Annotated in this window: 26 protein-coding genes; 21 read left to right on the top strand and 5 right to left on the bottom strand. The window is 27.8% G+C overall.

The genetic code is table 11. From position 1 onward, the window contains the following. Window positions 1-177 precede the first annotated feature (177 nt). Genes AVBRAN9331_RS04585 through gap form a run of 5 tightly spaced genes read right to left on the bottom strand, consistent with a single transcriptional unit; the run spans window position 178 to window position 4,103 of the window. Window positions 178-546, bottom strand: a complete 369-nt coding sequence (locus AVBRAN9331_RS04585) for a DUF1353 domain-containing protein (RefSeq protein WP_214150596.1) — start codon at window positions 544-546, stop codon at window positions 178-180. Between the two features lies 1 nt (window position 547). Beyond that, window positions 548-1,219, bottom strand: coding sequence for an aspartate/glutamate racemase family protein (locus AVBRAN9331_RS04580; protein ID WP_336612496.1), 672 nt, complete (start codon window positions 1,217-1,219; stop codon window positions 548-550). A gap of 1 nt (window position 1,220) precedes the next feature. Continuing rightward, the gene (locus AVBRAN9331_RS04575) at window positions 1,221-1,907 is read right to left on the bottom strand and encodes a triose-phosphate isomerase (RefSeq protein WP_336612495.1); all 687 of its coding nucleotides are present in this window, start codon (window positions 1,905-1,907) and stop codon (window positions 1,221-1,223) included. After that, window positions 1,907-3,100 (bottom strand): phosphoglycerate kinase, encoded by a 1,194-nt coding sequence (locus AVBRAN9331_RS04570; protein WP_214117580.1) that lies wholly within the window; start codon window positions 3,098-3,100, stop codon window positions 1,907-1,909. The genes AVBRAN9331_RS04575 and AVBRAN9331_RS04570 overlap by 1 nt, the downstream gene beginning before the upstream one ends. Window position 3,101: 1 nt before the next feature. After that, on the bottom strand, window positions 3,102-4,103 hold the full coding sequence (gene gap, locus AVBRAN9331_RS04565) for a type I glyceraldehyde-3-phosphate dehydrogenase (protein WP_214117579.1): 1,002 nt from the start codon (window positions 4,101-4,103) through the stop codon (window positions 3,102-3,104). 58 nt (window positions 4,104-4,161) lie between these two features. Between gap and nadD the strand changes: the two genes are divergently transcribed. The 21 genes from nadD to queC all read left to right on the top strand — a co-directional run bounded on the left by nadD (window position 4,162) and on the right by queC (window position 25,727). Next, the gene (gene nadD, locus AVBRAN9331_RS04560) at window positions 4,162-4,698 is read left to right on the top strand and encodes a nicotinate (nicotinamide) nucleotide adenylyltransferase (protein ID WP_336612494.1); all 537 of its coding nucleotides are present in this window, start codon (window positions 4,162-4,164) and stop codon (window positions 4,696-4,698) included. After that, on the top strand, window positions 4,698-5,012 hold the full coding sequence (gene rsfS, locus AVBRAN9331_RS04555; protein WP_214117577.1) for a ribosome silencing factor: 315 nt from the start codon (window positions 4,698-4,700) through the stop codon (window positions 5,010-5,012). Before nadD ends, rsfS begins: the two co-directional genes overlap by 1 nt. 45 nt (window positions 5,013-5,057) lie before the next feature. Further along, entirely contained in the window at window positions 5,058-5,768 is a 711-nt protein-coding gene (gene pyrH, locus AVBRAN9331_RS04550) for a UMP kinase (protein ID WP_250325143.1), read from the top strand. Between the two features lie 14 nt (window positions 5,769-5,782). Beyond that, a complete protein-coding gene (locus tag AVBRAN9331_RS04545) occupies window positions 5,783-5,995 on the top strand; it encodes a DNA-directed RNA polymerase subunit omega (RefSeq protein ID WP_214117576.1) in 213 nt (70 codons plus the stop codon). A gap of 4 nt (window positions 5,996-5,999) precedes the next feature. Next, on the top strand, window positions 6,000-8,171 hold the full coding sequence (locus AVBRAN9331_RS04540) for a RelA/SpoT family protein (RefSeq protein ID WP_214117575.1): 2,172 nt from the start codon (window positions 6,000-6,002) through the stop codon (window positions 8,169-8,171). A 9-nt stretch (window positions 8,172-8,180) separates the two neighbouring features. Further along, complete coding sequence (tyrS, locus tag AVBRAN9331_RS04535; protein ID WP_336612493.1) at window positions 8,181-9,386, top strand: tyrosine--tRNA ligase; 1,206 nt, start codon at window positions 8,181-8,183, stop codon at window positions 9,384-9,386. Window positions 9,387-9,388: 2 nt separating this feature from the next. Beyond that, window positions 9,389-10,489 (top strand): nitronate monooxygenase, encoded by a 1,101-nt coding sequence (locus AVBRAN9331_RS04530; protein ID WP_214117573.1) that lies wholly within the window; start codon window positions 9,389-9,391, stop codon window positions 10,487-10,489. Next, on the top strand, window positions 10,482-12,446 hold the full coding sequence (locus tag AVBRAN9331_RS04525; protein WP_336612492.1) for an N-acetylmuramoyl-L-alanine amidase family protein: 1,965 nt from the start codon (window positions 10,482-10,484) through the stop codon (window positions 12,444-12,446). The genes AVBRAN9331_RS04530 and AVBRAN9331_RS04525 overlap by 8 nt, the downstream gene beginning before the upstream one ends. A 9-nt stretch (window positions 12,447-12,455) precedes the next feature. Further along, a complete protein-coding gene (mnmC, locus tag AVBRAN9331_RS04520) occupies window positions 12,456-14,252 on the top strand; it encodes a bifunctional tRNA (5-methylaminomethyl-2-thiouridine)(34)-methyltransferase MnmD/FAD-dependent 5-carboxymethylaminomethyl-2-thiouridine(34) oxidoreductase MnmC (protein WP_336612491.1) in 1,797 nt (598 codons plus the stop codon). Window positions 14,253-14,463: 211 nt separating this feature from the next. Next, window positions 14,464-15,516 carry an ankyrin repeat domain-containing protein gene (locus tag AVBRAN9331_RS04515; protein ID WP_336612490.1) on the top strand — a complete coding sequence of 351 codons (1,053 nt, stop codon included), beginning with the start codon at window positions 14,464-14,466 and terminating at the stop codon, window positions 15,514-15,516. Further along, entirely contained in the window at window positions 15,513-16,262 is a 750-nt protein-coding gene (locus AVBRAN9331_RS04510) for an SDR family NAD(P)-dependent oxidoreductase (protein ID WP_214117569.1), read from the top strand. The genes AVBRAN9331_RS04515 and AVBRAN9331_RS04510 overlap by 4 nt, the downstream gene beginning before the upstream one ends. Then, the gene (gene murA, locus AVBRAN9331_RS04505) at window positions 16,259-17,512 is read left to right on the top strand and encodes a UDP-N-acetylglucosamine 1-carboxyvinyltransferase (RefSeq protein ID WP_336612489.1); all 1,254 of its coding nucleotides are present in this window, start codon (window positions 16,259-16,261) and stop codon (window positions 17,510-17,512) included. Before AVBRAN9331_RS04510 ends, murA begins: the two co-directional genes overlap by 4 nt. Continuing rightward, the gene (locus AVBRAN9331_RS04500) at window positions 17,509-18,675 is read left to right on the top strand and encodes a molybdopterin molybdotransferase MoeA (protein WP_336612488.1); all 1,167 of its coding nucleotides are present in this window, start codon (window positions 17,509-17,511) and stop codon (window positions 18,673-18,675) included. The genes murA and AVBRAN9331_RS04500 overlap by 4 nt, the downstream gene beginning before the upstream one ends. Continuing rightward, window positions 18,659-19,267: a flagellar basal body P-ring formation chaperone FlgA gene (flgA, locus tag AVBRAN9331_RS04495; RefSeq protein ID WP_336612487.1), complete on the top strand. Its 609-nt coding sequence runs from the start codon at window positions 18,659-18,661 to the stop codon at window positions 19,265-19,267. The genes AVBRAN9331_RS04500 and flgA overlap by 17 nt, the downstream gene beginning before the upstream one ends. Further along, window positions 19,264-19,806, top strand: coding sequence for a UbiX family flavin prenyltransferase (locus AVBRAN9331_RS04490; protein WP_336612486.1), 543 nt, complete (start codon window positions 19,264-19,266; stop codon window positions 19,804-19,806). The genes flgA and AVBRAN9331_RS04490 overlap by 4 nt, the downstream gene beginning before the upstream one ends. After that, complete coding sequence (gene coaD, locus AVBRAN9331_RS04485) at window positions 19,803-20,264, top strand: pantetheine-phosphate adenylyltransferase (protein ID WP_214120471.1); 462 nt, start codon at window positions 19,803-19,805, stop codon at window positions 20,262-20,264. Before AVBRAN9331_RS04490 ends, coaD begins: the two co-directional genes overlap by 4 nt. Beyond that, a complete protein-coding gene (gene tmk, locus AVBRAN9331_RS04480) occupies window positions 20,261-20,845 on the top strand; it encodes a dTMP kinase (protein ID WP_336608558.1) in 585 nt (194 codons plus the stop codon). The genes coaD and tmk overlap by 4 nt, the downstream gene beginning before the upstream one ends. Continuing rightward, on the top strand, window positions 20,829-22,073 hold the full coding sequence (gene hisS / locus AVBRAN9331_RS04475) for a histidine--tRNA ligase (protein ID WP_336612485.1): 1,245 nt from the start codon (window positions 20,829-20,831) through the stop codon (window positions 22,071-22,073). The genes tmk and hisS overlap by 17 nt, the downstream gene beginning before the upstream one ends. Then, window positions 22,070-23,890, top strand: a complete 1,821-nt coding sequence (gene speA, locus AVBRAN9331_RS04470) for a biosynthetic arginine decarboxylase (protein WP_214117561.1) — start codon at window positions 22,070-22,072, stop codon at window positions 23,888-23,890. Before hisS ends, speA begins: the two co-directional genes overlap by 4 nt. 11 nt (window positions 23,891-23,901) lie before the next feature. Beyond that, complete coding sequence (locus AVBRAN9331_RS04465; protein ID WP_336612484.1) at window positions 23,902-25,068, top strand: pyridoxal phosphate-dependent aminotransferase; 1,167 nt, start codon at window positions 23,902-23,904, stop codon at window positions 25,066-25,068. Continuing rightward, entirely contained in the window at window positions 25,065-25,727 is a 663-nt protein-coding gene (gene queC, locus AVBRAN9331_RS04460; protein WP_336612483.1) for a 7-cyano-7-deazaguanine synthase QueC, read from the top strand. The genes AVBRAN9331_RS04465 and queC overlap by 4 nt, the downstream gene beginning before the upstream one ends. Window positions 25,728-25,773: the final 46 nt, after the last annotated feature.

Below are 25,773 nucleotides of genomic sequence, written 5' to 3'. Positions count from 1 at the left end.
ATCATCTTTTTTTTGTTAAAATCAAATAAGTACTTTAAATAATTTAACTTTTTTAATGTTAAAGCTTTAAAAGAATATAAATAGTTTTAGATATCAAATGATTATTGGGTTTGAATGTAAATTATAAAAATATAAAGTATTAAAATGGTTTAATAATGTTTAGTTTAACAAATATTATTACCTATAAAATCCTAAGTATTTTTTATATAAGTGATATATTTTACAAGAAAAATAAAATATTTTAATTTTATAATTTGCCACTTGCAAAGTTCTAAGAGCTTCTTTAAAAATTTCATCAGCTAAAACAACGTCTTGGTATTTTTTACTTTTTTTAGCTTGAAGACATAAAAAATCATGAATTACTACTGCTGATAAGTATTCTGGAGAATTTGGTGGAAAGAAACTCCAAAATATTCTAGGTATATTTGCTCCATTTGTAACAAATCCCTTTGGTATTATGATGGTTTGATTTTTGCTTTCATATTTATATTCAAAAGCTAATTCAAATTTATTTTTATCTATTGGTTTTACTACAACTCTTGTCATTTTACTCTAAAGACTGCAAAAATATATCTTTTGCATGAATATATGTTGTATCAAAGACTTTTATATTTTTAAAATCATTTTCGTTAATTAATAGTGCAATTTCAGTGCAAGCTAATAAAATTCCTTCAATATTATGTTTATTTATAATATTTATGAAAGTTTCTTTACTATTTTGTTTGATAACATTAAAGCAAAGTTCATTGAAAATAATATCATTAATAGTATTTATATCACTATTATTTGGGGTAATTACATTTATTCCTTTTAACTCTTTTTTATAAAAGTCTTCTTGCATAGTGTATTTAGTGCCTAGTAATAAAATATTTTTTATATTATCATGATTTAATTCTTTAAGGCTTGAATGGGCTATATGAATAAATCTAGCTTTTAAATCTTTTTGCAAATCATTTGCAATTTTATGCATAGTATTTGTACAAAGTGCAATTATGTTTGCTCCAGCCTTTTCTAATCTTTTTGCTTCCTTATTTAATAATTCTCCTGCTTTTTGCCATTCGTTATTGTGTTGAAGTTCTTCAATCTTATCAAAATCTACGCTTGATATTAAAATCTTTGCACGAGATAAAGAATTGTGATGAGCTTGGCTAAATTCATTTATTAACTTATAATAAGTTATTGTGCTAGCATAGCTCATTCCACCGATTAGGCCTATCATATTAACCTCTTATTGCGGCATTGATTAAGTCTATAAAACCATCTACATTAAGACTAGCTCCACCTACCAAAACCCCATCGCAAAGTCTTTTAATATCAGCGATATTACTAGAATTTACACTACCACCATATAAAATACTTTGCTTAGTTTGTGAGCGTAAAAAGCTCATAATATTTTCAATATCTTCTAATTTTGCAGCACTTTTACCAATACTATAAATTGGCTCATAAGCTAATATTAGTTTATCATATTGCAAATCTATTTTATTTAGTTGTTTATTTAAAAAATCTATGCTTTTATTTTGTTCGTAAGTAGAGTAATCTTCTCCTATACAATAAATAATTTTTAAATCATTTTCAGCGCAAAATTCAAATTTTTTTGCTAGAAATTCATCTGTTTCGCCTAAATTTCTTCTTTCACAATGTCCTAAAATAATTGTTTTAATTCCAAATTCTAGTAAATGATCTAGTCCAATTTCTCCAGTAAAAGCTCCACTATGAGTTGGATATATATTTTGAGCAGCTTGAATGAAACTAAATTCACTATCAATAAATGAAGTTGCACTTGGAGCTACAATTACTTCAAGATTAGTAAAATCACTAAATCTTAAATAAGCATTAAGTTTTTTAGCGTATTCAGCAAAACCTTTTCTAGTATGATTACATTTAAAATTTGCGGCAATTATCATTAATATTCTTCCTTTAATATAAGTGGTTTTATAGCAGGTAATTCTTTACCTTCAATTAGTTCTAAACTAGCACCACCGCCAGTAGAGATAAAACTAAAATCATCAGCATCTCCTGCACGATTAATAACATCAGCAGTGTCTCCACCACCAGCAACGCTAGTAGCATAAGAATCGCTTATATAATGGCTCATTTTAAAGCTACCTTTTGAGAATTTATCAAACTCAAATACCCCCATAGGTCCATTCCACCATATAGTTTGAGCGTCACTTAAAATTTCTTTAAATAAAATTGAGCTAGCAGGTCCAATATCAAGCCCCATCCAACCATTTGGTATTTCTTGAACGCTTACTTTCTTTACTACACTATCATTTGAAAAGCTTTGTGCAGCAAGAACATCAACAGGTAAATATAACTTAACGCCTAGTTCTTTTGCAGTTTGCATAATTTGTTTAGCATCTTCAATTAGTTCTTCTTCTACAATTGAATTTCCTATGTTTAATCCGTTTGCTTTAAGGAAAGTAAAAGCCATTCCGCCACCAATTATTATCTTATCAACTTTAGGAAGTAGATTGTGTAAAGCTTGTAATTTTCCACTAACTTTACTACCTCCAACAACAGCAACAAAAGGTCTAGCAGGAGATTTTAATAAATCTTGTGCGAAATTAAATTCTTTTTGTAATAAAAATCCAGCACAAATTTCTTTTGCAAATCTAGTAATTGCTTCTACACTTGAATGTGCTCTATGGCAAACTCCAAAAGCATCATTACAATACACATCACACATTGAAGCTAAATTCTTAGCCAAATCTTCATCGTTTTTTGTTTCACCTTTTATAAATCTTAAATTCTCTAGTAGTAAAATTTCACCTTTTTTTAAGTTTTTAGCTTTATTTTGAGCGTCTTCTCCGATTATATCGTTTGCCATTATAACTTCAGTTCCAAGAAGTTTTGATAATCTTTTTGCAACTGGCTTTAAAGAATATTTATCACTTATTTCTTTTGGTCTACCCAAATGACTTGCAAGAATCACTCTAGCATCATTGTCAAGGCAATATTTAATAGTTGGAATTGCAGATTTTATTCTTCTATCATCACTAATGTTTCCAAATTCATCTTGTGGGACATTAAAATCACATCTAATAAAAACACATTTGTTTACTAAATCTACATCTTTTATGGAAATTAAAGGCATATTATTTCTCCTTACTAATATATTGAGCTAATCTATTTAATTGATATGAATATCCGTATTCATTATCATACCAAGCTAGAACTTTTACAAAATCTTCATCAATTATTTGAGTTAAATCAGGGACAAATATACATCCATAAGTGCTAGTGCAAAAATCACTTGAAACGCAGCAATCGTAATCAATTGCTAGAATTTCATTCATTGTTTTACTTGCTTTTATAAAAGTTTCATTTATTTCATCTTTTGTAGTTTTTTTATCTAACAATAAAGTTAAATCAAGCATTGATACATTTGCTAAGCTAGTTCTAACACTTTGACCATCAACTTTACCTAAAAGGTTAGGTATAACTTTACCTATTGATTTTGCTGCACCTGTGCTTGATGGGACTAGATTTAGTGCTGCTGCGCGACCCCTTCTAATGTCTTTAGGGCATTTTGTATCACATAGTTCTTGAGTTGCTGTATATGCGTGAATTGTATTCATTAAAGCTTTTTTAATACCGAAATTTTCATCTAAAACTTTTGCCATTGGTGCAAGGCAGTTTGTTGTGCAACTTGCATTTGAAATAATAGCTTCGCCGTTATATTTAGTGTGATTTACATCCATTACAAACATAGGTGTATTATCTTTTGGTGGTGCTGACATAATTACTTGTTTAATACCATTGTCTAAATATGCTTTAGTTTTTTCTTGTGTTAAAAATGCTCCCGTGCATTCAAAAACTAAACTAGCTCCATATTTAGCAAAATCAATATTTTCAATTTCTCTACTTCTAATTATTTGAATTCTTTTATTTCCTACTATTAAAATATCTTCTCCATCATTGTCAATTTCTTGATTGAAATTCCCATGAACACTATCGTATTTTAGAAGGTATTTAATACTTTTCATATCCCACGAGCAATTTATTGCTACTAAATTCATTTTGTTTTCATTAAGAATTATTCTACTAAGACATCTACCAATCCTACCAAATCCATTAATCGCTACATTTACTCCCATTTTTAACCCTTTATTTAAAAAATTTGAGATAATACTAATAAAAAAAGGTTAAGAGATTTTGAAAATAGCAATTTTTGGTGGTAGTTTTGACCCAGTTCATTTAGGTCATGAAAAAGTAGTAAAAGCAGCTTTAGATACATTAGATATTGATAAATTAATAATATTGCCAACATATATTAGTTTATTTAAAAATAATTTTAATGCTAGTCCAGAACTTAGATTAAAATGGCTAAAGAGCGTGTTTGTTGAAAGTGATAAATTATTAATAAGTGATTATGAAATATCTCAAAATGAGCCAGTTCCTAGTTTTAAGAGTGTTATGTATTTTAAAAATTTACTAAATTCTAGCTTAATTTATTTTATAATAGGGGCTGATCATTTAAAAACTTTACATAAATGGCATAATTTTGATGAATTATCTAAAAATGTCATTTTTGTTATAGCTAGTAGGGATAATATTTTTATACCAGATAATTATTTAAGACTTGAAATAAATGAAGATATATCTTCAAGTTTTATAAGAAATAATTTGATTTTGGAAAAAGTAAATCCTAAAATTAAAGATGAAGTAAAAGAATTTTATAAAGGAAAGTAATGAATAGAAATGAAGATATTATTAAGCTTTTAGATGAAAAAAAAGCAGAGAATGTTGAGTTGATTAATATTAAAGGAAGTGAATATTTTGTAGATGAAGTAATTATTGCAACTATGATTTCTACTAAACAATCTTTTGCAATAATTGAAGATATTAAAGAATTGTTAAAAAAACATAATAGTAAAGTTTATTATGAAGAATGCACTGATGATTGGAGTGTTCTTGATTTAGGAGATTGTTTAATTCATTTAATGAGCCCTGCTTATAGAGATAGATATCAGATTGAAAAATTCTTACTTGAGTTTAAGCGTTAAAAATTTTTTTGTAGTATCGCGTTTATCAATTAAGGAGAAATCATTATGGCTAAAAGAATTTTAATTAAGTTTTCAGGTGAAGCTTTGGCTGGAAAGCAAGGCTTTGGAATAGATACTCACATTTTAAAGTTTATTGCAGGACAAATTAAACAATTAGTAGATGCTGGAACTCAAGTAGGAATTGTTATTGGTGGTGGTAATATTATTCGTGGAGTTAGTGCTGCTAAAGATGGGATAATTAAGCGTGTTAGTGGCGATCATATGGGAATGTTATCTACCGTGATAAACTCAATTGCTATGCAAGAAGCGTTAGAAGGTTGTGGAATTAGTGTAAGAGTTCAGAGTGCTATTCAAATGGAAGCTTTTTGCGAAACTTATATTATGAGAAGAGCGCAAAGACATTTAGAAAAAGGTAGAGTTGTAATTTTTGCAGCAGGAACAGGTAATCCATTTTTTACTACTGATACTGCAGCAGTTTTAAGAGCTATTGAAATTAATGCTGAAATGATTATTAAAGCAACAAAAGTTAATGGTGTATATGATAAAGACCCTATGAAATTTGAAGATGCAAAAAGATATAATGAATTAAGTTACGAACTTGCTATGGGTGATGATATTAAGGTAATGGACGATACAGCAATAGCACTTGCTAAGGATAATAAATTACCAATAGTAGTTTGCAATATGTTTGAAGAAGGTAATATTTTAAAAATTATTAAAGATGATTTTAGCAATTGCTCAATCGTAAAAAATTAATTAAAAGGAATAAAATGAGAACTGAACAAGTAGCAGCAAAAGCATTAGAAAAAGTAGGAAATGATAGATATATTCTATCTTTAATAGTAGCTAAAAGAGCTAGAGAATTAAGTGATGGTGCTGAACCTTTAGTAAAAGTTGAAAAAGGAAAAATGAAATTTACTGATATAGCAATGTTAGAAGTTGCTGAAGAAAAAATTATATTTGATGGTGTAATAAACGAATAAAAAAATGAAAAATATTCTAAGTTTTGAAACATTATTAGAAGACATTAAGCATTGTAATGATTTAAATAAAGCACGGGAATTATTGTATTCACTTTTTTCAAGCACTCCTATGCTTGAAAAAGCTTTAGATTTTTGTATAAAATCACATGAAGGACAATTTAGAAAAAGTGGAGAACCTTATTCTATTCATCCTATTTTAGTTGCGTGTTTTGTAGCTTTCTTTTCAAAAGATGAAAGTATGATTTTAGCAGCACTTTTGCACGATGTTGTAGAAGATACCGAATGCACTCAGGAAGAACTTGTAAAAATGTTCGGACATTCTGTGGGTATTTTAGTTGAAGGTATGACTAAAATAGTTGAGATTAGGGGAGATAATTTAGCTAGTTCAGAATCAAACGAAAAACTTAGAAAATCAGCAATGACTTTTAGAAATATGTTAATGGTTAGCATTGAAGATAGTAGGGTATTGCTTGTTAAATTATGTGATAGATTGCATAATATGCTAACTCTTGATGCGTTAAGAGAAGCAAAACAAAAAAGAATAGCTGAAGAAACTCTAATGGTATATGCACCAATCGCACATAGGCTAGGAATTTCTAGTATTAAAAATTACTTAGAAGATTTAAGTTTTAAATATCTAATGCCAGTAGAATTTAAAGAAATAGCAGATTATTTAAAGGCAAATAATGTGCAATTACAATTAACATTAAATGATTTTATTGAAAAAATAATTAATTTAATGCGTGATAACGGATATATTGAAGATGTAGATTTTAAAATAGAAAAAAGAATAAAACATGTATATTCTATTTTTTTAAAAATGCAAAGAAAAGGCGTTAGTATTGAAGAAGTGCTTGATTTATTGGGGATTAGAATTTTAGTAAAAGATGTTAAAGATTGTTATATAGTTTTAGGGCTTTTACATGTGCATTTTAATCCACTTGCTTCAAGATTTAAAGACTATATTGCCTTACCTAAGCAAAATGGTTACCAAACAATCCATACTACTTTATTTGACGCGCAATCAATAATAGAAGCACAAATTAGAACATATAAAATGCACGAAACTGCAGAACTTGGAATTGCAGCACATTGGAAATATAAAAATGATAAAGAAGACTATAAAGCTGATTGGGTAAATGATATAGCAACCAATAGTTCTTTAGAAGAAAAAGACAATGATTTGGCATTTTATGAATACGCAAAAGATAGTTTATATGTTGAAGATATTGCGGTTTATTCTCCAAAAGGAGAGATTTTTACATTACCTAGAGGTTCTACTGCTCTTGATTTTGCTTTTGAAGTTCATTCACAAATTGGTCTTAAAGCAAGTCACGCTTATATAAACAGAGTAAAATCTCCATTGCTTACAAGTCTTAAAAATGGGGATATTGTAAGAATTGAGATAGATGATAACGCAAAACCAAGATGTTCTTGGCTTGATAGTGTGGTTACTGCTAGAGCTAAAGCTATGATTAAATCACATTGCAAGCAAAGAATTTCAAGTATAGACCAAAAAGCTGGGTTAAGAATTTTGCAAACTATTTTTAGTGCTGATGAAGACAAAATAAATACTTGGATTGCAAATGAAAAACTATCAAAAAATGTTAAAAAATGCACTACAGATAATATTACTTTAAGTAAGGTTATAGATAGTCTTAAAAAATATTCAAAAAGAATTTGGCTAGTTAAAAATTATGATTTAAAAAAACAAAGAATAGAAAATCTTGTTGTATATTCAAACTACAAAATAAATAATGTGGATTTTGATTATTGTTGTAACCCAAAAAGAGGTGATGATATAGTTGCTTTTAAACATAATCATTCTGTTACAATTCATAATAAATTATGTGAAAGAGCAAGTAAATTAATGGAAGATTCTAAAGAAGAAATGGTGCTAATTAAATGGTCTAAGCATGCTCCTAAAAATTATAAAATGATTTTTTCTTTAGAGAATAAAAAAGGCACATTATTAGCATTATTAACAGAATTACTAAAACTACAAATCAATGTTAATAGTATTAATATTACAAAAAATGCTGATAGTTTATTGGAGTATTTTGAAATAGTTTTTGAAGTACCTGATAATCAAAATATAGAAATAGCAAAAGAAAAAATCAAAACAAAATGTAAAATCTATGAGTTTATATCATTAAAAGACGCTTATAGTGAATAAAGGATAAAGATGAATTTGAATGAAATTTATAATGATTTAGAACGCGGTGTATCAGAATTTATTGATTTAGAAAAAATTAAGAATTTGATTAAAAATTACTATGAAAAGGGCGAAGTATTTTATGTAAAAGCTGGGTTTGATCCAACTGCACCTGATTTACATTTAGGTCATAGTGTTATTTTAAACAAAATGAGATTTTTGCAAAATCATGGTGCTATAGTTCAATTCCTAATAGGAGATTTCACTGCTCAAATAGGTGATCCAACAGGCAAAAGTGCTACTAGAAAACAATTAAGCAAGGAAGAAGTTTTAAAAAATGCAAAAACTTATGAAGAGCAAGTTTTTAAAATTTTAGATAAAGAAAAAACTGAATTAAAATTTAATTCAACTTGGCTTAATGCTTTAGGAGCAGTTGGCATAGTTGAACTTACATCAACTTTTAGTGTAGCTAGAATGCTTGAGAGAGATGATTTTACGAAAAGATTTAAAGAACAAAGCCCTATATCAATTAGCGAATTTTTATACCCACTTTTACAAGGTTATGATAGCGTTGCATTAAAATGTGATATTGAAATGGGTGGAACTGACCAAAAATTTAATTTATTAATGGGTAGAACATTACAAAGAACTTATAATACAGGTAAAGAGCAAGGTATTATAATGTTACCGCTTTTAGTAGGTCTTGATGGTGTTAATAAAATGAGTAAGAGTTTGGGTAATTATATCGGAGTTAGTGAAGAACCAAATTCTATGTATGCAAAATTACTTAGTATAAGTGATGAATTAATGAAAGAATATTACAATCTTTTAAGCTTTAAGACAACAAAAGAAATTAATGATATTTTTGACAATATTAAAAACAATACTCTACATCCAAAGGTTGCTAAAGAAAATTTGGCTTTAGAAATAGTTGAGAGATTTTGGGGTAAAGATTTAGCAATTAATGCGAAAAATGAGTTTGATAATATTCATAGTAAAAATGAAATTCCAAGTGATATTGTGGAGTTTAATTTTAATGAAGAACAATGGATTATAAAACTAATGCAAGATACTAATTTGGCAAGTTCAGGTAGTGAAGCAAGAAGAGCTATAAAAGCTAATTCTGTAAGTGTTAATGGAGAAAAAATTAGCGATGAACAACTAAAATTAAGCAATGGTGAATTTATAATTCAAGTTGGAAAAAGAAAATTTGCAAAAGTAATAATAAAAGGATAATAATGAGCTTACCAGAATTAAAAATAAGAAATTTTACATTAAAAGTGCCGGTATTTCAAGGAGGTATGGGACTTGGAATAAGTTGGGATAAATTAGCTGGTAATGTTAGTTTAAATGGAGCTTTAGGTATTATTAGTTCGGTTGGAACTGGGTTTTATGAAAATAGAGCACATATTAACAAAGAACTAAATGGCAAACCTTATGGAAGTGAGAATTTTTATTCTACAAAAGGACTTAATGCTGTAATTACTAATGCTAGAAAAATCTGTAATGACTCACCATTAGGCTGTAATATAATGCACGCATCAAACGAATATGAAAGAATAGTAAAAGACGCTTGTAATGTTGGTTTTAATGCAATTATTAGTGGTGCAGGATTACCTACAAATTTGCCAGAATTTACTAAAGACTTTCCTGATGTTGCATTAATTCCTATTGTATCATCAGCAAAAGCACTTAAAATAATTTGTAAAAGATGGACTCAAAGATACGATAGATTGCCTGATGCAGTTGTTCTTGAAGGGCCTTTAAGTGGTGGTCATCAAGGATTTACATATGAACAATGTATAGACCCAAATTATCAATTAGAAAAATTAATTCCTGAAGTTAGAGCTGAACTTAATGAATGGGGAGATAATATTCCTTTAATTGCAGCTGGTGGAATTTGGAATAAAAATGACATTTTAAATGCTATTAGTTTAGGTGCAAATGGGGTTCAAATGGGAACAAGATTTATAGGAACTTATGAATGTGATGCTGCACTTGAATTTAAACAAGTATTATTAGATGCTAAAAAAGAAGATATAGAATTGCTAAAAAGTCCTGTTGGCTATCCTGCTCGTGGTATTAGAACAAACCTTCAAAAAATGATAGAAGAAGGCACTGCTCCTAAAATTTCTTGTATAGCAAATTGCGTTGCACCATGTGAGCGTGGTAGGGGCGCTAAAAAGGTAGGATATTGTATTGCAGAAAGACTTTATGATGCTTATAGTGGAAAAAAGGAAAGTGGATTATTTTTTACAGGTGCTAATGGATATAGATTAAATAAGTTAATTAGTGTTAAAGAGTTGATTGAAAAATTAGTTAATGGTGAAGATGAATAAAATCTTACTATTATTACTAAGCGTTGTTTTGTTTGCTAGTAGTTTAAATGAAGAATTTGTTAATTTTGATAAGAGTTTTTTATTATCTAGCAAAACAGAACAATTAGCAATTCATCAGAGATTAAAAACTATATATATTAAAAGTATAATTTCTGATGATATTGATACCAAAAAAGAAGTTTTAAAAAGAATTATTTTAAGTTCAAAAACATTAAAACTTGATTCATCTACATATCAAAAAGAATTACAAGATTTAGGTATTAATCCTAATAAGATTTCATTTAATAACATAAATAATACTGATGCAAAAAAGACTAAAGATATAGCTAAAGAGCAAAAATCAATTAATACTCAAAATACCAAAACACAAAATACTAAAACTACAACAAATACTTTAAATTCTAAAAATATAAATAGTCAAAATAAGCCAGAAACAAAACAAGAAGAAGTAAAAAAAACTTATATAACTAAAATTAATAAGGCAAATAATACAATAGAAATATCATTAAAAGGAGATTTTGATAATAATATAAAAAGTATTATCTATAATACAAAAGAATTAAAAAATAAAATATTGGAATTTAATGCTGCTTTAGATATAGGAAAACAAAATTTCATAGATAAAAATTATGAAGTAAGTTTGGTTCAATTTAATCCGGAAAAAGTAAGATTTGTATTAAGGTCAAAATCTGATTTGAAATTAGATTATAAGATTGATAATAATGTTTTACTTATTACTATAGATGGTAATTTGCAAGAGCAAAATAAGCAAGAAAATACTACTCAAATAAAAAAATCTTTAGTTGAAGATAAAAAAGAATTAGATAATAATACTAAAGTAAATAATAATGTAAAAAATGCTACTACTAACGATAAAAACAAACAAGAAAGTAATATAAATACGAAGCTAGATAGTAATGATAATGCTACAAATAATATTACAAATGATAAAAACAAAAAACCTATAACAATTACAAAAGCCGTTAAAAAAGATAATGGGGTTTTATTGACTTTAAACAACTCTTTATCAAATGATGATATTAAAACTTTTAGCTATAACAACAATCAAATTTTAGAATTTGACGCAGTTTTAAATGGTGGTAGGAAAAATTATGATTTTAAAACATACTCTATTAGTGTTTTACAATTTAATCCTAAAAAGGTAAGAGTGGTTTTATACTCTAAGAATACTAAAAAAATATTTTTTAATATAAATAATAATTCTTTAGAAGTAAGCACTGATGAGATTAGTGAAAAAGTTGAAGTTGGATTTAAAAAATCAAATTTATTAATTACTTTAGACGCAGGTCATGGTGGAAAAGATGTAGGTGCAACTGCTTTTGGCAGATATGAAAAAAACATTACTCTATCAATAGTTCTAAAATTAGAAAAAGCTCTAAAAAACAAAGGGTATAAAGTATTTTTAACAAGAAAAAAAGATGTTTATATAAATCTAAGAGATAGAACTAAAATGGCAAATGATAAAAAAAGTGATTTATTTATAAGTATTCACGCAAATTCTATCGGGGATAAGACAAAATTTGATAAAATATATGGAATTGAGACATATTTTCTCTCTCCAGCTAGAAGCGAAAGAAGTAAAAACGCAGCTGCAATAGAAAATAAAAGTGATATTGAAGAGATGAATTATTTTTCTAAACAAACTTTTTTGAATTTTTTAAATAGAGAAAAAATTATTTCATCTAATAAGTTAGCTATTGATATACAAGGTGGTATTTTAAATAATATACCTAAGGGATATTTAAAGCGAGATGGTGGCGTAAAAGAAGCTCCTTTTTGGGTTTTAGTTGGTGCTTTAATGCCTGCTGTTTTGATTGAGGTTGGCTATATATCACATCCTATTGAAGGTAAAAATATCGCAGATAGTGCTTATCAGGATTATTTGGTAAATGGTATTGTAAATGGAATTGAGAGTTATTTTGTTAAAAATAAATAAGGAAGTTTTATGAAAAAGGCGAATTGGATTTTAAAAAATGATGAGATTTTTTCTTTAGATTTTGATGATTTTTATTACAACATAAAAGAACCTTTAAAAGAAAGAAATGGAATTTATATAGATAATGCTTTTAGTAACGCATTTAATAAATTAACTATTTTAGAACTTGGTTTTGGATTGGGTTTAAATTTCTTTTTAAGTGCAAAAAGAGCTATTGATTTAGGCATAAAACTCCATTATGTAGCGATTGAAAATTATTACCAAAGTATTGATGATATAAGATATTTTTGTAATAAATTTGGTATAGAGTTAAATAATAATTTTATTAATGATTACCCACCTTGTAAAGATGGAATTTATAGAATAGAATTTGATGGGGTTGTTCTTGACTTGGTATTTCAAGATGTAAATATTGCTTTAAAAGATTTAGATTTTTTAGCTGATGTTGTATATGCTGATGGTTTTTCTCCTAATAAAAATAAAGAAATGTTTTCTAAAGAGACTTTAAAATATGTCAAAAAGCTATTAAAACTAACTGGTAAATTGGTTAGTTATAGTTCAAATTCTGATTTTAAAAAATCTTTAATTGAATTAGGATTTGAAATACACGATATTAATTTGGGAATAAAAAGAGAAAGCACTCTTGCTATATTAAAACATAAAGATTTACAAGATGATATAGAAGGATATTTTCATAAAAATTATTTAGAAGTTAATAATATAGCAATTATTGGTGGTGGTATTGCAGGCGCTACAATAGCTTATGAACTATCAAAGTTAGGTAAAACTATTAGTGTATTTGAGCAAAGCCATACTTTAGCAAACGAAGGAAGTGGAAATAAAATAGGGTTATTAACAGCATTAATTCAAAATCCATCAAGTTTGTTAGGAGAATTTAGTCAGTTTTCGTTTTGGCATAGCTCAAAATTTTATAAAAAATTAGGCTATAACCTAGAAGGGATATTAGAGCACGCATATACTGATGAATTAAGAGAAAGATTTAAACTACAAAAGGATAATCCATTAATTAAATTACATTTTGATTTTGCATATTTAAAAGATGGTGGGACATTAGAACCCTGTAAATTAGTTCCTAAAATTTTTGCAAAATCCAATACTAGGATATTTTTAAATTATAAACTAAATAGTTTTAGAGAATTTTATGATAGAGTTGAGCTTGATTTTGATAATAAGACTATGATTTTTGATGCTGTAATATTTGCTAGTGGTGCATATTCTAAAGAAATCTTTAGTAATTTACCATTATCAGTAGTAAGAGGTCAGGCAACTTGGCTAAAAAATAAAATTAAATATAAGCACCCAATTAGCTCAAAAGCTTATATAACTGGAGCAAAAGATGGGATTATTTTATTAGGTGCTACTTATGATAGAAACTTAATTGCTGAAGCAAGTAGAGAGTATGATGATATTAATATAAATAATTTTAAAGAAATTTTTAAAGCTGATTTTAGTGATTTGGTAATAGGTAATAGGGTTGGTTATAGAAGTTATTCTTCAGATAGATTTCCTATTGTTGGAGCTTATTTTAATGAAGAAAAATATAAAAATCTTTATAAATCTTTACAATTTGATAAACATAAACCGCAAGTAAATTCTCCAAGAAGTAGGATTTTTATAAATACAGCTCATGGTTCAAGGGGTTTATCTAGTGCGATAACATCTGCAAGATTAATTGCTAGTTATTTTAACAACACACCTAGTGGAATGTTTAAAAGATACGAATACGCACTTCATCCTGCTAGATTTTTAATAAGGGATTTAAAAAAAGGCTTAGTTAAAGATTAGGAATTTAAATTCCTAATTTTGCTATTAAAAACTAATAACAATTCAATATTAATTTCTTTAAAAAAGCGTAATTTTTATATTTTAGTATTAAAAATATATATTGATTTAGCACAAACTTAATTATATTTTTTATTTAAAACTAGTGCGAAAAAATACCAAATAATTATTTAAAAATGTTAAAGTTAGGGCTATTAAATTATCAGGATTTGTATTGAAAAAGATTGTATTTTTATTAATTAGTGCTTTTGTTTTTTCAAAGGAATTAAGTGATGAAAAGTTATTTAAATTAGCCGAGACAATTAGCGGAAGAAATGTTGAGTGTAACGGACATGATTATTTTGTAAATTTAAATAATTATATAGATGAGCTAAATAAAGCTTATAATGATAAAAATATTTATCAAAATCCTATAAAAGATTATGATAAATATTATGATTATTTTCAATATTGGGGTTATCAAAGCATTGGCAATAAAAGATTATTTGATGAGTTTAATAATGAAATAAATAATTTTTGTAGCAATAACAAGGAGCATTTTATAAAGCTTTCTTCTAAAAATTATCAAAAATCTTGTGAGAATTTTACTCAAAGGCTAGGAATGAGAGCTTTTGGCTCTATTAATAAATTTATTAAGCTTGATGATATTTATATTGAATTTTTAAAGATAGAAAATCCAGAAGATAGCATTGCATATCTTAACGAAATTAGCCCAAATTATTATCAGTTAGATTTTTTATTAAAAATAGCTTTATTAGCTAAAAAAGATATGAAAATAATAGAGTTTTTAGCTAAAAATAATACAAATATTAATTCAGGTTATGAGAGTGCGATTTTTTATGCACTTGATTATTATGAAGCATTAGAATATTTATTAGAAAACAAAGCCAATGTTAATTATGTAAATGCTCTTGGTAAAAGTGCGATTTTTTATGCAGTTGAAATCAGCGATATTAAAACTATAAAATTACTTATAAAATATGGGGCTAATCTTAATTTACAACAAATTGATAGTGAAGAAGAGCTAAAAACAAATCTTCCTTATTATATTTCTTTTTGCTCTTACATTCATCCTGCAAAGACTTTAGTAATACACGCAGCATCTTTAGCGAATTTAAATACCTTAAAATTGCTTATAGAAAATAAGGCTGATTATACGATAAGCGATAATTTTGGATTAAATGCACTAGATTATGCGATGATTTATAACAATAAAGAAAATATTGAGTATTTAAAAAAATTAGGATTAAAGGAGAAAGAACAATGAAAACAGCGTTTGTAACAGGTGCTAGTAGTGGTTTTGGAAAAGCGATTGCTAAAAGACTTTTAAAGAATAATTATAAAGTAGTAGTTCTCGCAAGACGCAAGGAAAAATTATTAGAATTTGAAAATGAATTTAAAAATAATGTATATATAGCAGAAGCTGATGTAAGAGATATAAATGCTTTAAAAAATGTTGTAAATAATTTGCCTAATGATTTTAATAAAATTGATGTTTTAGTTAATTCAGCAGGATTGGCATTAGGCTTAGGAGAGTTTTATAAATTAGATTTAGCAGATATTGAAACTATGGTTGATACTAATATAAAAGGACTTTTATATGTAACTCATTTGATTTTACCAAGAATGCTTGAAAATGGCGGACACATATTTAATTTTGGTTCAGTTGCTGCTAATAACCCTTATTTTGGTGGTAATGTATATGCAGGAACTAAAGCTTTTGTAGGTCAATTTAGTCACGCATTAAGAAATGATGTAAGAAAAAATAATATAAAAATTACTGATATTGCACCAGGATTATGTAAGACAGAATTTAGCGAAGTGCGTTTTAAAGGCGATAAAATTGCAGCTGATAAAGTTTATGAAAATACAAAATACCTTGATGCAGAAGATATTGCTGATGCAGTTATTAGTATTATTAATTTAAAAGACCATGTAAATATCAATAGAATAGAATTAATGCCTGTTACTCAAACTTGGGCAGGTTTTCACATACAAAAGGATAATGAATGAAATATTTAAAAATAGAAGGTAATGCAAAATTAAGTGGTAGCGTAGAAATTAGTGGAGCTAAAAATGCAGCTTTACCATTACTTGCTGCTGCTTTACTTATTAAAGGAAAATGCACTTTAACAAATCTTCCTTTAGTATCAGATATTAAGACTATGTTAAGATTGCTTGAGAATTTAGGAGCTACATATGAACTAAATAATCATAGCGTTACAATTGATTCAAGTAATGTATTTAATACAAAGGCACTTTATGATATTGTTCGCAAAATGCGTGCTAGCATATTGGTTTTAGGACCTTTGCTTAGTAGATTTAAAATTTGCGAAGTATCTTTACCAGGTGGCTGTGCTATAGGACAACGCCCAATTGATATGCACTTAAGTGCTTTAGAGAAAATGGGTGCTAATATTGAATTAGTTGATGGCTATGTAAAAGCTAGTGGAGAGTTGGTTGGAGCTAAAATACATTTTGATAAAATTTCTGTTGGTGCTACTGAAAATACAATTTTAGCAGCAGTTTATGCTAAAGGTGTAACTACTATAATAAATGCAGCTTGTGAGCCTGAAATCGTTAATTTATGCGAGTTTTTAGTAAAAGCAGGTGTTAATATAAAAGGTATAGGGACAAATACCATTGAAATCACAGGAGTAACCAAATTAAATACTGATTTTACTTGCGAAATTATTCCTGATAGAATTGAAGCAGGAACATATCTTTGTGCAGGTGCTATTACAAAATCAAATATAGAAGTTAAAAATATAATTCCAGAGCATTTGGGTGCATTATTATCAAAATTTGATGAAATGGGAATTAAATACGAAACTTTAAAAAATAGTATTAAAGTATATTCAAGCGATTATAAAGCGGCAAATATCAAAACTAGCGAATATCCAGGCTTTCCTACTGATATGCAAGCTCAATTTATGGCTTTATGTCTTAAGGCAAATGGAGAAAGCATTATTGATGAAAGATTATTTGAAAATCGTTTTATGCATGTAAGTGAGCTAAATCGTATGGGTGCAAATATCAAGCTAAATGGACATATTGCCAATGTTAAGACTTCTAGTTTACAAGGTGCTGAAGTGATGGCAACTGATTTAAGAGCTAGTTCGGCATTAATTTTAGCTGCACTTGCTGCAAATGGGACTACTAATATTCATAGAATTTATCATTTAGAGCGTGGATATGAGAATTTGTGTGAGAAATTAAGTAAATTAGGTGCGAAATTAGTTGAATTAAAGGAAGAAGAATGACAATTAATGAAGCATTAGAAAATATAAAATCACTTAATCACACTCAAAGCACCGAAATTGTTAATTTATTTGATGCAAAAGGAAGAGTTTTAGCGAATGATTTTTATGCTAAATGCAATGCTCCTTTATTTACAAATTCTGCAATGGATGGCTATGCTTTAAAGGCTAGTGAGTTTAAAAATGGTCTTAAAGTTTTAAAGACTATTTTTGCAGGAGATATGAGTGAATGCGAGATTAAAAGTGGCGAATGTGTAAAGATTATGACAGGTGCAAGAGTGCCAAAGGGTGCTGATAGTGTTTTAATGGTTGAAAACTCTATTATTAAAGATGATTTAATGTATGCTACAAGTGATAATTTAAAAGTAGGTGAAGCTATAAGATATGAAGGCGAAGAATACAAAAAAGGCGAATTAATTATCAAAAAAGGCGTTATTACTGATGAAATTATTATGATTTTAGCTAGTAATGGAGTTTTTAATATTGAAGTTATTAAAGAAATAAAAGTTGGTATTTTTGCAAGTGGTCTTGAGATTATTGAGCCTTATTCAAATGGATTTGGTGTTTATAATTCTAATGCTTATGGAATTTATTCTGCTTTTAAGAGTTTTTCTAAACCTTATTATTTAGGGGTTTTAAAAGATGAATATGAGTTTGTTTTAAATTCTTTAAAAGGTGCTTTAGATAATTTTGATTTAGTTGTAAGTATCGGAGCTGCAAGTGTAGGTGATGCTGACTTTATCAAAAAAGCTTTAGATGAGCTAGGTTTTAAGCCTATTTTTACTAAGGTAAAAATGAAACCTGCAGGTCCTGTTAGCTTATATTTTAAAGATAATAAATATATTTTGGTTTTACCGGGTAATCCTATGAGCGCTTATATTGGGGCTTTAATTTATGCAAGAGCTTTAATTTATAAAATGCAAGGAATTGTATATGAAAAGCCAAGTTTTTTATATCCTATATCAATGGATTTAAAAATTAAAAATAATAAAGAAAATGTAGTTATTGGAAATATTATAAATGATACTTTTGTTCCGTTTAATAATGCAAAACTTAGTAGCGGACAAATTACTCCATTAAATAAATGCACTCATTACATAATTTGTCCTATTGATTGTGATATTAAGCAAAACGATAAAGTAAGAGTTTATGAACAAAGTATTTAGTTTATTTTTATTAAGTGGTGTTTTGTTTGCTAATAATTTAAGCGATGAATTATTAAAACATTGGAAAAAACAAGATGAATTTTTAGAAATAAAAAGTCTTAGTTTTAATCCTAATATTAATAATTGCAAAATTATTACATATCCAAATCTTAGCAAACAAGGATTTTTTAAAGCAAATTGCAATGATAAAGATATGCAAATATCTTTTAAATTACAAGCTCTTACTAAGGTTTATATTTTAAAAAAAGATGTCTTAAAAGATGAAGAAATAGGGCTATTTGATTTAAAAAGTGAAAAAATTGATTTTTCAAAATTACCTTATAATGCTTTAAGAACACTTGATAATAGTATTAAGTTTAAAAGCAAAGTAAGAGCAGGTAGTATTATAAAAACCTCTATGCTAATGCCAAATTATTTAATTAATAAAGATGATAGTGTAGTTGGTATTTTAGATGATGGAGATTTGAGTGTGTTTGTTGATTTAATAGCCTTGCAAAGTGGAGTAAAAGGTCAAAGAATTCGCCTTAAAAACACTCAAGGACACAATCTAACTGGCGAAATAATTAATGAAAAACAGGTCTTAATAAAATGAGAATTTTAGTAGCGATTAATGGAGCTAGTGGAGTTAATTTGGCTTTAAAATTAGCTAAGGTATTAAGCAAAGAAAATGAAGTGTATTTAATCCTTAGCAAAGGTGCTTTAAAGGTTTTAAAAGAAGAAAATAATAAAAAATTAAAAAAATACATTAAAAATACAAATATTATTCTTTTAAAAAATGATGATTTAGCTGCACCTGTATCAAGTGGGAGTTTTAAGCTTGATGCGGCGTTTTATTATGCTAGTAGTGATTTTTTAGCAAAGGCTAGTTATGGTTTTAGTGATACTTTAATTCTAAGAAGTTTTGCTGTAAATCTTAAAGAAAATAGAAAAATCATAATAGCTCCAAGAGAAATGCCATTAAATGAATTAATGCTTAAAAATATTTTAAAATTAAATAAATTAGGCTGTATAATAGCCCCTGCAATTTACGCTAAATATTCTAAGAGTTCTTTTAAAGAATTTGTAATAGGTAAATGGTGTGATTTGCTTGGAGTTGAATATAAAAAATTTAAAAGATGGAAAAGCGAATGAAAAAAGCAATTTATCCAGGCACATTTGATCCGATAACAAATGGGCATTTAGATGTAATAAAAAGGGCTTTAAAAATTTTTGATAAATTAATAATAGCAGTTGCTAAAAATGATAAAAAAAAGCCTGATTATGATTTAGAAACTAGGATTAATTTAGTAAAAAATGCAACAAGTGGATTAAATGTAGAAGTAATAGGTTTTGATAATTTATTGGTAGATTTTGCAAAAGAGCAAAAAATATATACTATTGTAAGGGGTTTAAGGGCTGTGAGTGATTTTGAATACGAGTTACAAATGCACTATGCAAATGCTGAATTAAACGAAGAGATAGACACTATTTATTTAATGCCAAGCCTTAAAAATGCCTTTATTTCAAGCTCAATTGTAAGAAGCATTAAAGCTCATGGTGGAGATATTTCAAAATTAGTCCCATCTAGTATTTTAAAGGATTTAAAATGAATTATTACGCTTTTGAAGGAATTGATACTCTAGGCAAAAGCACTCAAATTAAGCTTTTACAAGAATTACCAAATTCTTATTTTAAATTCCAGCCGATTTTTGTAAAAGAACCAGGTGAAACTACTTTAGGAATAAAATTAAGAGAATTGATTTTAAATGACGAAATGAGTAAAAAGGCTAGAATGTTTTTGTTTTTAGCTGATAGGGCTGAATTATTTTCAAAAATTGATTTTACTAAAGAATTTATTATAGCTGATAGGAGTTTGTTTTCTCATTTAGCTTATGAAGTTGATAGTGATTACAAACAATTATTGGATTTTAATTTATTTGCAACTAATAATGTTTTACCTAATCATATAATATTTTTTAAAGGCAGTAAGGAATTATTAGAAAGTAGATTAAATAATAAAAGCCTTGATAAAATAGAGCAAAAAGGCGTAGAATATTTTTTAAAAGTTCAAGAAAATTATGAAGCGATTTTTAAGGCTTTAAATTTAAAAGTTTTTACAATAGATGCAAGTCTTAGTATAGATAAAATAAATACAATGATTAAGGAGTATATAAATGATACATGCAATTAAAGGAATGAATGATTTATTAGATGATGATGCGTTAATTTACGAAAAGATTATAAAAACTTGTGAAGAAGTAGCAAAAACTTATGGTTATAGCTATATTGAAGTGCCACATTTAGAAGTTACTCCGCTTTTTAAAAGAAGCGTAGGAGAAAGTAGCGATATAGTTGGTAAAGAAATGTATGAGTTTTTAGACAAAAGTGGGGATAGCGTATGTCTTAGACCTGAAGGAACTGCTGGGGTTGTAAGAGCTTTTATTGAGCATAAGATGGATAAAGCTGGAGTTGTTAAAAGATGGTTTTATCACGGCTCAATGTTTCGCTATGAAAAACCACAAAGGGGTCGTTATAGAGAATTTCATCAATTTGGCTTAGAGTGTTTTAATATAGCTAATGTTTATGAAGACGCTAGTGTGATTATGATACTTGCTAAAATCTTTAAAAAACTTGATATTAATTATACTTTAAAAATCAATTCTTTAGGCTCGCCTGAATGCCTTCAAAACTATAGAAAAGCATTAAGAGAATATATTGCAAACATTGAAAATAGTTCTGGTTTTAAATTCTGTGCTGATTGTGCTAAAAGAACACAAACTAATGTTATTAGAGTATTAGATTGTAAAAACGATGAATGTGCTAAACACTTAACAAACGCTCCTAAATTAAGTGAGTTTTTAGATGATGAGAGTAGGGCTGATTTTATTAAACTACAAGAGATTTTAAAAGATAATGAGATTAGTTTTGTAATTGATGAAAGATTGGTTCGCGGGCTTGATTATTATTCAAAAACAGCATTTGAGTTTGAAAGTAGCGAAATAGGTGCAAAGGCTGCAATAGCTGGTGGTGGAAGATATGATTATTTGGTTGAGTATTTAGGCGGAGCTAAAAGCTATGGCGTTGGATTTGCTATGGGTGTTGAGCGTGTTATGGATATTTTAAGAAGTAAAAATATAGAGCAAAAATTACAAAATACTTATTTTTGTATATTAGATGAAGAATTATTGCCAATTGCTTATAAATTAGTTGATAATTTAAGAGAAAACGGAAAAACAATTAATCTAAATTACGAAGCAAAAAAATTAGCGAAACATTTAAATATAGCGAATAAACAAAACTATAAATACTTTATTGCAATTGGTAGTGATGAAGCTAGTAAAAATGAAGTATTTTTTAAAGATTTAGAAAGTGGCGAACAAAAAAGTATAAAATACGATGAATTAAAGGAAATTTTATGAATGATTATGGCATAGATATTTGGGGAGATGATAATTTTATCATTAAAAATGGCAAGGTATGTTTAAAATACGGAAGCGAACCTGCCATTATTGATATAGTAAATACTCTTTTAGATGATGGATATAAAGGTCCTATAATTTTAAGATTTAATCATTTGATTAAAAAACAAATAGAACAAATCTATATAAATTTTAATAATGCCATTAAAGAATTTGATTATCGTGGTAGTTTTAATGCTGTTTATCCACTAAAAGTCAATCAATTTCCTGGTTTTGTAAAAAGTCTTGTAAAACTTGGTAAAAATCTAAATTATGGTCTTGAAGCTGGTAGTAAAGGAGAATTATTATTAGCTATGGCTTATAACAACGAAAATGCTCCAATAACTGTTAATGGCTTTAAAGATAAAGAACTAATAACAATGGGCTTTATCGCTGCTGAAATGGGGCATAATATAACTTTAACTATTGAAGGTATTAATGAGCTTGAAGTAATTATCAAAACAGCAAAAGAGCGTTTTGGGATAAAACCAAAAATCGGTCTTAGAGTAAGGCTACATTCTTTAGGTAGTGGAACTTGGGCTAAAAGTGGTGGGATTAATTCAAAATTTGGTCTAACATCAACTGAATTAATAGAAGCAGTAGGGCTTTTAAAAGAAAATGATTTATTAGATTGTTTTACTATGATACATTTTCATATAGGCTCACAAATTAATGAAATACATCCTTTAAAAAAAGCTTTAAGTGAAGCAGGAAATATTTATTTTGAATTACGCAAAATGGGTGCAAATAACCTTGAAAATATTGATATTGGTGGTGGTTTAGCAATTGAGTATTCACAATTTCAAAAGACTTCTCAAAGAAACTATACTTTAAGCGAATATGCAAATGATATTGTATTTATTCTAAAAACTCTTGCAGCACAAAAACAAGAAATAGAGCCAAATATTTATATAGAAAGTGGTCGTTTTGTAAGCGGTTCTCACGCAGTATTAGTAGCACCTGTTCTTGAACTATTTTCTCAAGAATATTCAGAAAGCAAAATGCAGTTAAAAGAAAAAAACCCACAATTAATAGATGAATTATGTGATTTATACAAAAATATAAAGCCAAGCAATGCAGTAGAATATATGCACGATAGTTATGATCATTTAGATAGTATTTTAACCTTATTTGACTTAGGATATGTAGATTTACAAGACCGCTCAAATGCTGAAATATTGGTTCATCTAATAGGTAAAAAAGCAGTTTCTATGCTAAGTCCAAAACATTTATTAAGAACTCAAAAAGAAGTTCAAGAAAGATATTTGGTCAATTTTTCAATGTTTCAAAGTTTGCCAGATTTTTGGGGCTTAGGGCAAGAATTTCCTATAATGCCACTTGATAGATTAGATACTCAACCAACAAGATCGGCTAGTATTTGGGATATAACTTGTGATAGTGATGGAGAAATATCATTTGATGCTGCTAAGCGTCCTTTATTTTTACACGATGTTGATGTAGAGCAAGAAGATTATTTCTTAGGATTTTTCTTAGTTGGTGCTTATCAAGAAGTATTAGGAATGAAGCATAATTTATTTACCCATCCAACTCAAGTTAGTATTGATATTGATGATAAAGGTTATGAGATTGAAAGCATTATTGAAAGTCAATCAATTAGGGATATTTTAGAAGATTTAGACTACGATATTCGTGAAATTGATGAAAAAATTCAAGATAAAATAAATTCTTCGGAATTAATAAATGAAAAAACTAAAAAACATATTTTAGGTGAGCTTTTCATATTTATGCACGATAATGGATATTTAAAGAAAATTTAAAAGGAGAGAATATGCAATTTTCAGAAAAAATTAAAGGTTTAGAAGAATCAATAACTTTAGCAATTACAGCTAAAGCAAAATTACTAAAAGAACAAGGTGTAAGAGTTATTAGTTTTAGTGCAGGAGAGCCTGATTTTGATACTCCGCAAGTTGTAAAAAATGCAGCTATTAAAGCGATAAATGATGGATGCGGAAAATACACTCCAGTATCTGGAACTACTGAAGTTTTAAAAGCAATTTGCACTAAGCTTAAAAAAGACCATAATTTAGATTATGAGACAAGTGAAGTAATAGCAAATGTTGGTGCTAAACATAGTTTATTTAATGCAATTCAAGCACTTGTTTGTGATGGTGATGAAGTAATAATCCCAGCTCCTTATTGGGTAACTTATCCAGAGCAAGTTAAGTATTCAGGTGGAGTTCCTGTGATTGTAACTCCTAAAAAAGATTTTAAAATCAGTGCTGATGAATTAAAAGCTGCAATTACACCTAAAACGAAAATATTAATATTAAATAATCCTAGTAATCCTAGTGGAGCTTTATATTCAAAAGATGAATTAATGGCATTAGCTAAAGTTTTAGAAGGCACTAGTATTGTTGTATTAGCTGATGAAATGTATGAAAAATTAGTTTATGATGGAGAATTTGTAGCGTTTGCAAGTTTAAGCGAAGATGCACTAAAACGCACGGTTACAATAAATGGACTTAGCAAATGTGCTGCAATGCCAGGATATAGATTTGGTTATAGTGCTAGTAAAAATAAAGAATTAAATAAATTAATGAAAAATCTTCAAGGTCAATGCACAAGTAATATTTGTAGCATAACTCAAGCTGCTGCAGTTCCTGCTTTAGTTGGAGAGATTGATAAAGATATTGAGATGATGAAAAAAGAATTCAAAAAAAGAAGAGATAAAGCTTGTGAAATGATTAATAGCATTAATGGGCTTAAATTAAGCGTAAAACCTAGCGGGGCGTTTTATTTATTTATTGATTGCTCTAGTATTAATCCTGATGATATTGAGTTTTGTGCTAAGCTTTTAGATGATAAAAAAGTAGCTTGCGTGCCAGGAAGTGGATTTGGCATGAGTGGGTATTTTAGAATTTCTTATGCAACTTCAATGGAAAATATCATAGAAGGTATAGAAAAAATCGCAGAATTTGTAAAGGAATATAAGTGAGTAAAATCGCTATAAGTATTTTAAGTGGAGGGCTAGATAGTTGCGTTAGCACTGCTTGTGCTATAAATGAAGGCTATAAAGTAATAGCCCTTCATTTTAATTATAGTCAAAGAACAGAGCAAAGAGAATTACAAGCTTTTAATGAAATTTGCAAGTTTTATAATATAGAAAAATTAGTTGTGGATATGGATTTTTTCAAACAAATTGGCGGCTCTAGTTTAACTGATATGAGTTTAGAAATTCCAAAAGATGAATTAGGTAAAAATGGTGAATTGCCAAATACTTATGTGCCTTTTAGAAATGGGATTTTTTATAGTATTGCTGCTGCTGTTGCACAAAGATTTAATGCTAGTGCGATTTATACAGGCTTAGTTAGTGAGGATTCTAGTAATTATCCTGATACTACTTTAGATTTCGTTGAAAAAACCGCTTCGTTTATAAAAGAAGGTAGTGGAGAAGATATTAAAATAATTACTCCTTTAATCAAGCTAAAAAAATCAGAAATAGTAAAACTTGGAATGAGCCTAAAAGCACCTTTAGAGCTTAGTTATAGTTGTTATGATAGTAATGATTTAGCTTGTGGTAAATGTGAATCTTGCCAATTAAGACTAAAAGGATTTAGCGAAGCTGGGTTTAATGATTTGATAAAATATCAGTAAGATAAGATTTAAAATAAGAATTTAAAATTCTTATTTTAAATTCTAT

Origin of the sequence: Campylobacter sp. RM9331 (genome assembly GCF_020137685.1) — a bacterium.
Lineage (GTDB): Bacteria > Campylobacterota > Campylobacteria > Campylobacterales > Campylobacteraceae > Campylobacter_E.
The sequence above is the reverse complement of the archived record's forward strand: the minus strand, read 5'-3'. Positions and strand labels throughout refer to the sequence as shown.

Coding starts and splice junctions, on each gene's coding strand:
- AVBRAN9331_RS04525 (WP_336612492.1), top strand. CDS start 10,482: ATGAATAAAATCTTACTATTATTACTAAGCGTTGTTTTGTTTGCTAGT.
- tmk (WP_336608558.1), top strand. CDS start 20,261: ATGAATTATTACGCTTTTGAAGGAATTGATACTCTAGGCAAAAGCACT.
- pyrH (WP_250325143.1), top strand. CDS start 5,058: ATGGCTAAAAGAATTTTAATTAAGTTTTCAGGTGAAGCTTTGGCTGGA.
- mnmC (WP_336612491.1), top strand. CDS start 12,456: ATGAAAAAGGCGAATTGGATTTTAAAAAATGATGAGATTTTTTCTTTA.
- AVBRAN9331_RS04530 (WP_214117573.1), top strand. CDS start 9,389: ATGAGCTTACCAGAATTAAAAATAAGAAATTTTACATTAAAAGTGCCG.
- flgA (WP_336612487.1), top strand. CDS start 18,659: ATGAACAAAGTATTTAGTTTATTTTTATTAAGTGGTGTTTTGTTTGCT.
- gap (WP_214117579.1), bottom strand. CDS start 4,103: ATGGGAGTAAATGTAGCGATTAATGGATTTGGTAGGATTGGTAGATGT.
- hisS (WP_336612485.1), top strand. CDS start 20,829: ATGATACATGCAATTAAAGGAATGAATGATTTATTAGATGATGATGCG.
- tyrS (WP_336612493.1), top strand. CDS start 8,181: ATGAATTTGAATGAAATTTATAATGATTTAGAACGCGGTGTATCAGAA.
- AVBRAN9331_RS04585 (WP_214150596.1), bottom strand. CDS start 546: ATGACAAGAGTTGTAGTAAAACCAATAGATAAAAATAAATTTGAATTA.
- AVBRAN9331_RS04465 (WP_336612484.1), top strand. CDS start 23,902: ATGCAATTTTCAGAAAAAATTAAAGGTTTAGAAGAATCAATAACTTTA.
- AVBRAN9331_RS04575 (WP_336612495.1), bottom strand. CDS start 1,907: ATGATAATTGCCGCAAATTTTAAATGTAATCATACTAGAAAAGGTTTT.
- AVBRAN9331_RS04545 (WP_214117576.1), top strand. CDS start 5,783: ATGAGAACTGAACAAGTAGCAGCAAAAGCATTAGAAAAAGTAGGAAAT.
- AVBRAN9331_RS04570 (WP_214117580.1), bottom strand. CDS start 3,100: ATGCCTTTAATTTCCATAAAAGATGTAGATTTAGTAAACAAATGTGTT.
- AVBRAN9331_RS04540 (WP_214117575.1), top strand. CDS start 6,000: ATGAAAAATATTCTAAGTTTTGAAACATTATTAGAAGACATTAAGCAT.
- rsfS (WP_214117577.1), top strand. CDS start 4,698: ATGAATAGAAATGAAGATATTATTAAGCTTTTAGATGAAAAAAAAGCA.
- coaD (WP_214120471.1), top strand. CDS start 19,803: ATGAAAAAAGCAATTTATCCAGGCACATTTGATCCGATAACAAATGGG.
- murA (WP_336612489.1), top strand. CDS start 16,259: ATGAAATATTTAAAAATAGAAGGTAATGCAAAATTAAGTGGTAGCGTA.
- speA (WP_214117561.1), top strand. CDS start 22,070: ATGAATGATTATGGCATAGATATTTGGGGAGATGATAATTTTATCATT.
- AVBRAN9331_RS04580 (WP_336612496.1), bottom strand. CDS start 1,219: ATGATAGGCCTAATCGGTGGAATGAGCTATGCTAGCACAATAACTTAT.
- AVBRAN9331_RS04490 (WP_336612486.1), top strand. CDS start 19,264: ATGAGAATTTTAGTAGCGATTAATGGAGCTAGTGGAGTTAATTTGGCT.
- AVBRAN9331_RS04500 (WP_336612488.1), top strand. CDS start 17,509: ATGACAATTAATGAAGCATTAGAAAATATAAAATCACTTAATCACACT.
- AVBRAN9331_RS04510 (WP_214117569.1), top strand. CDS start 15,513: ATGAAAACAGCGTTTGTAACAGGTGCTAGTAGTGGTTTTGGAAAAGCG.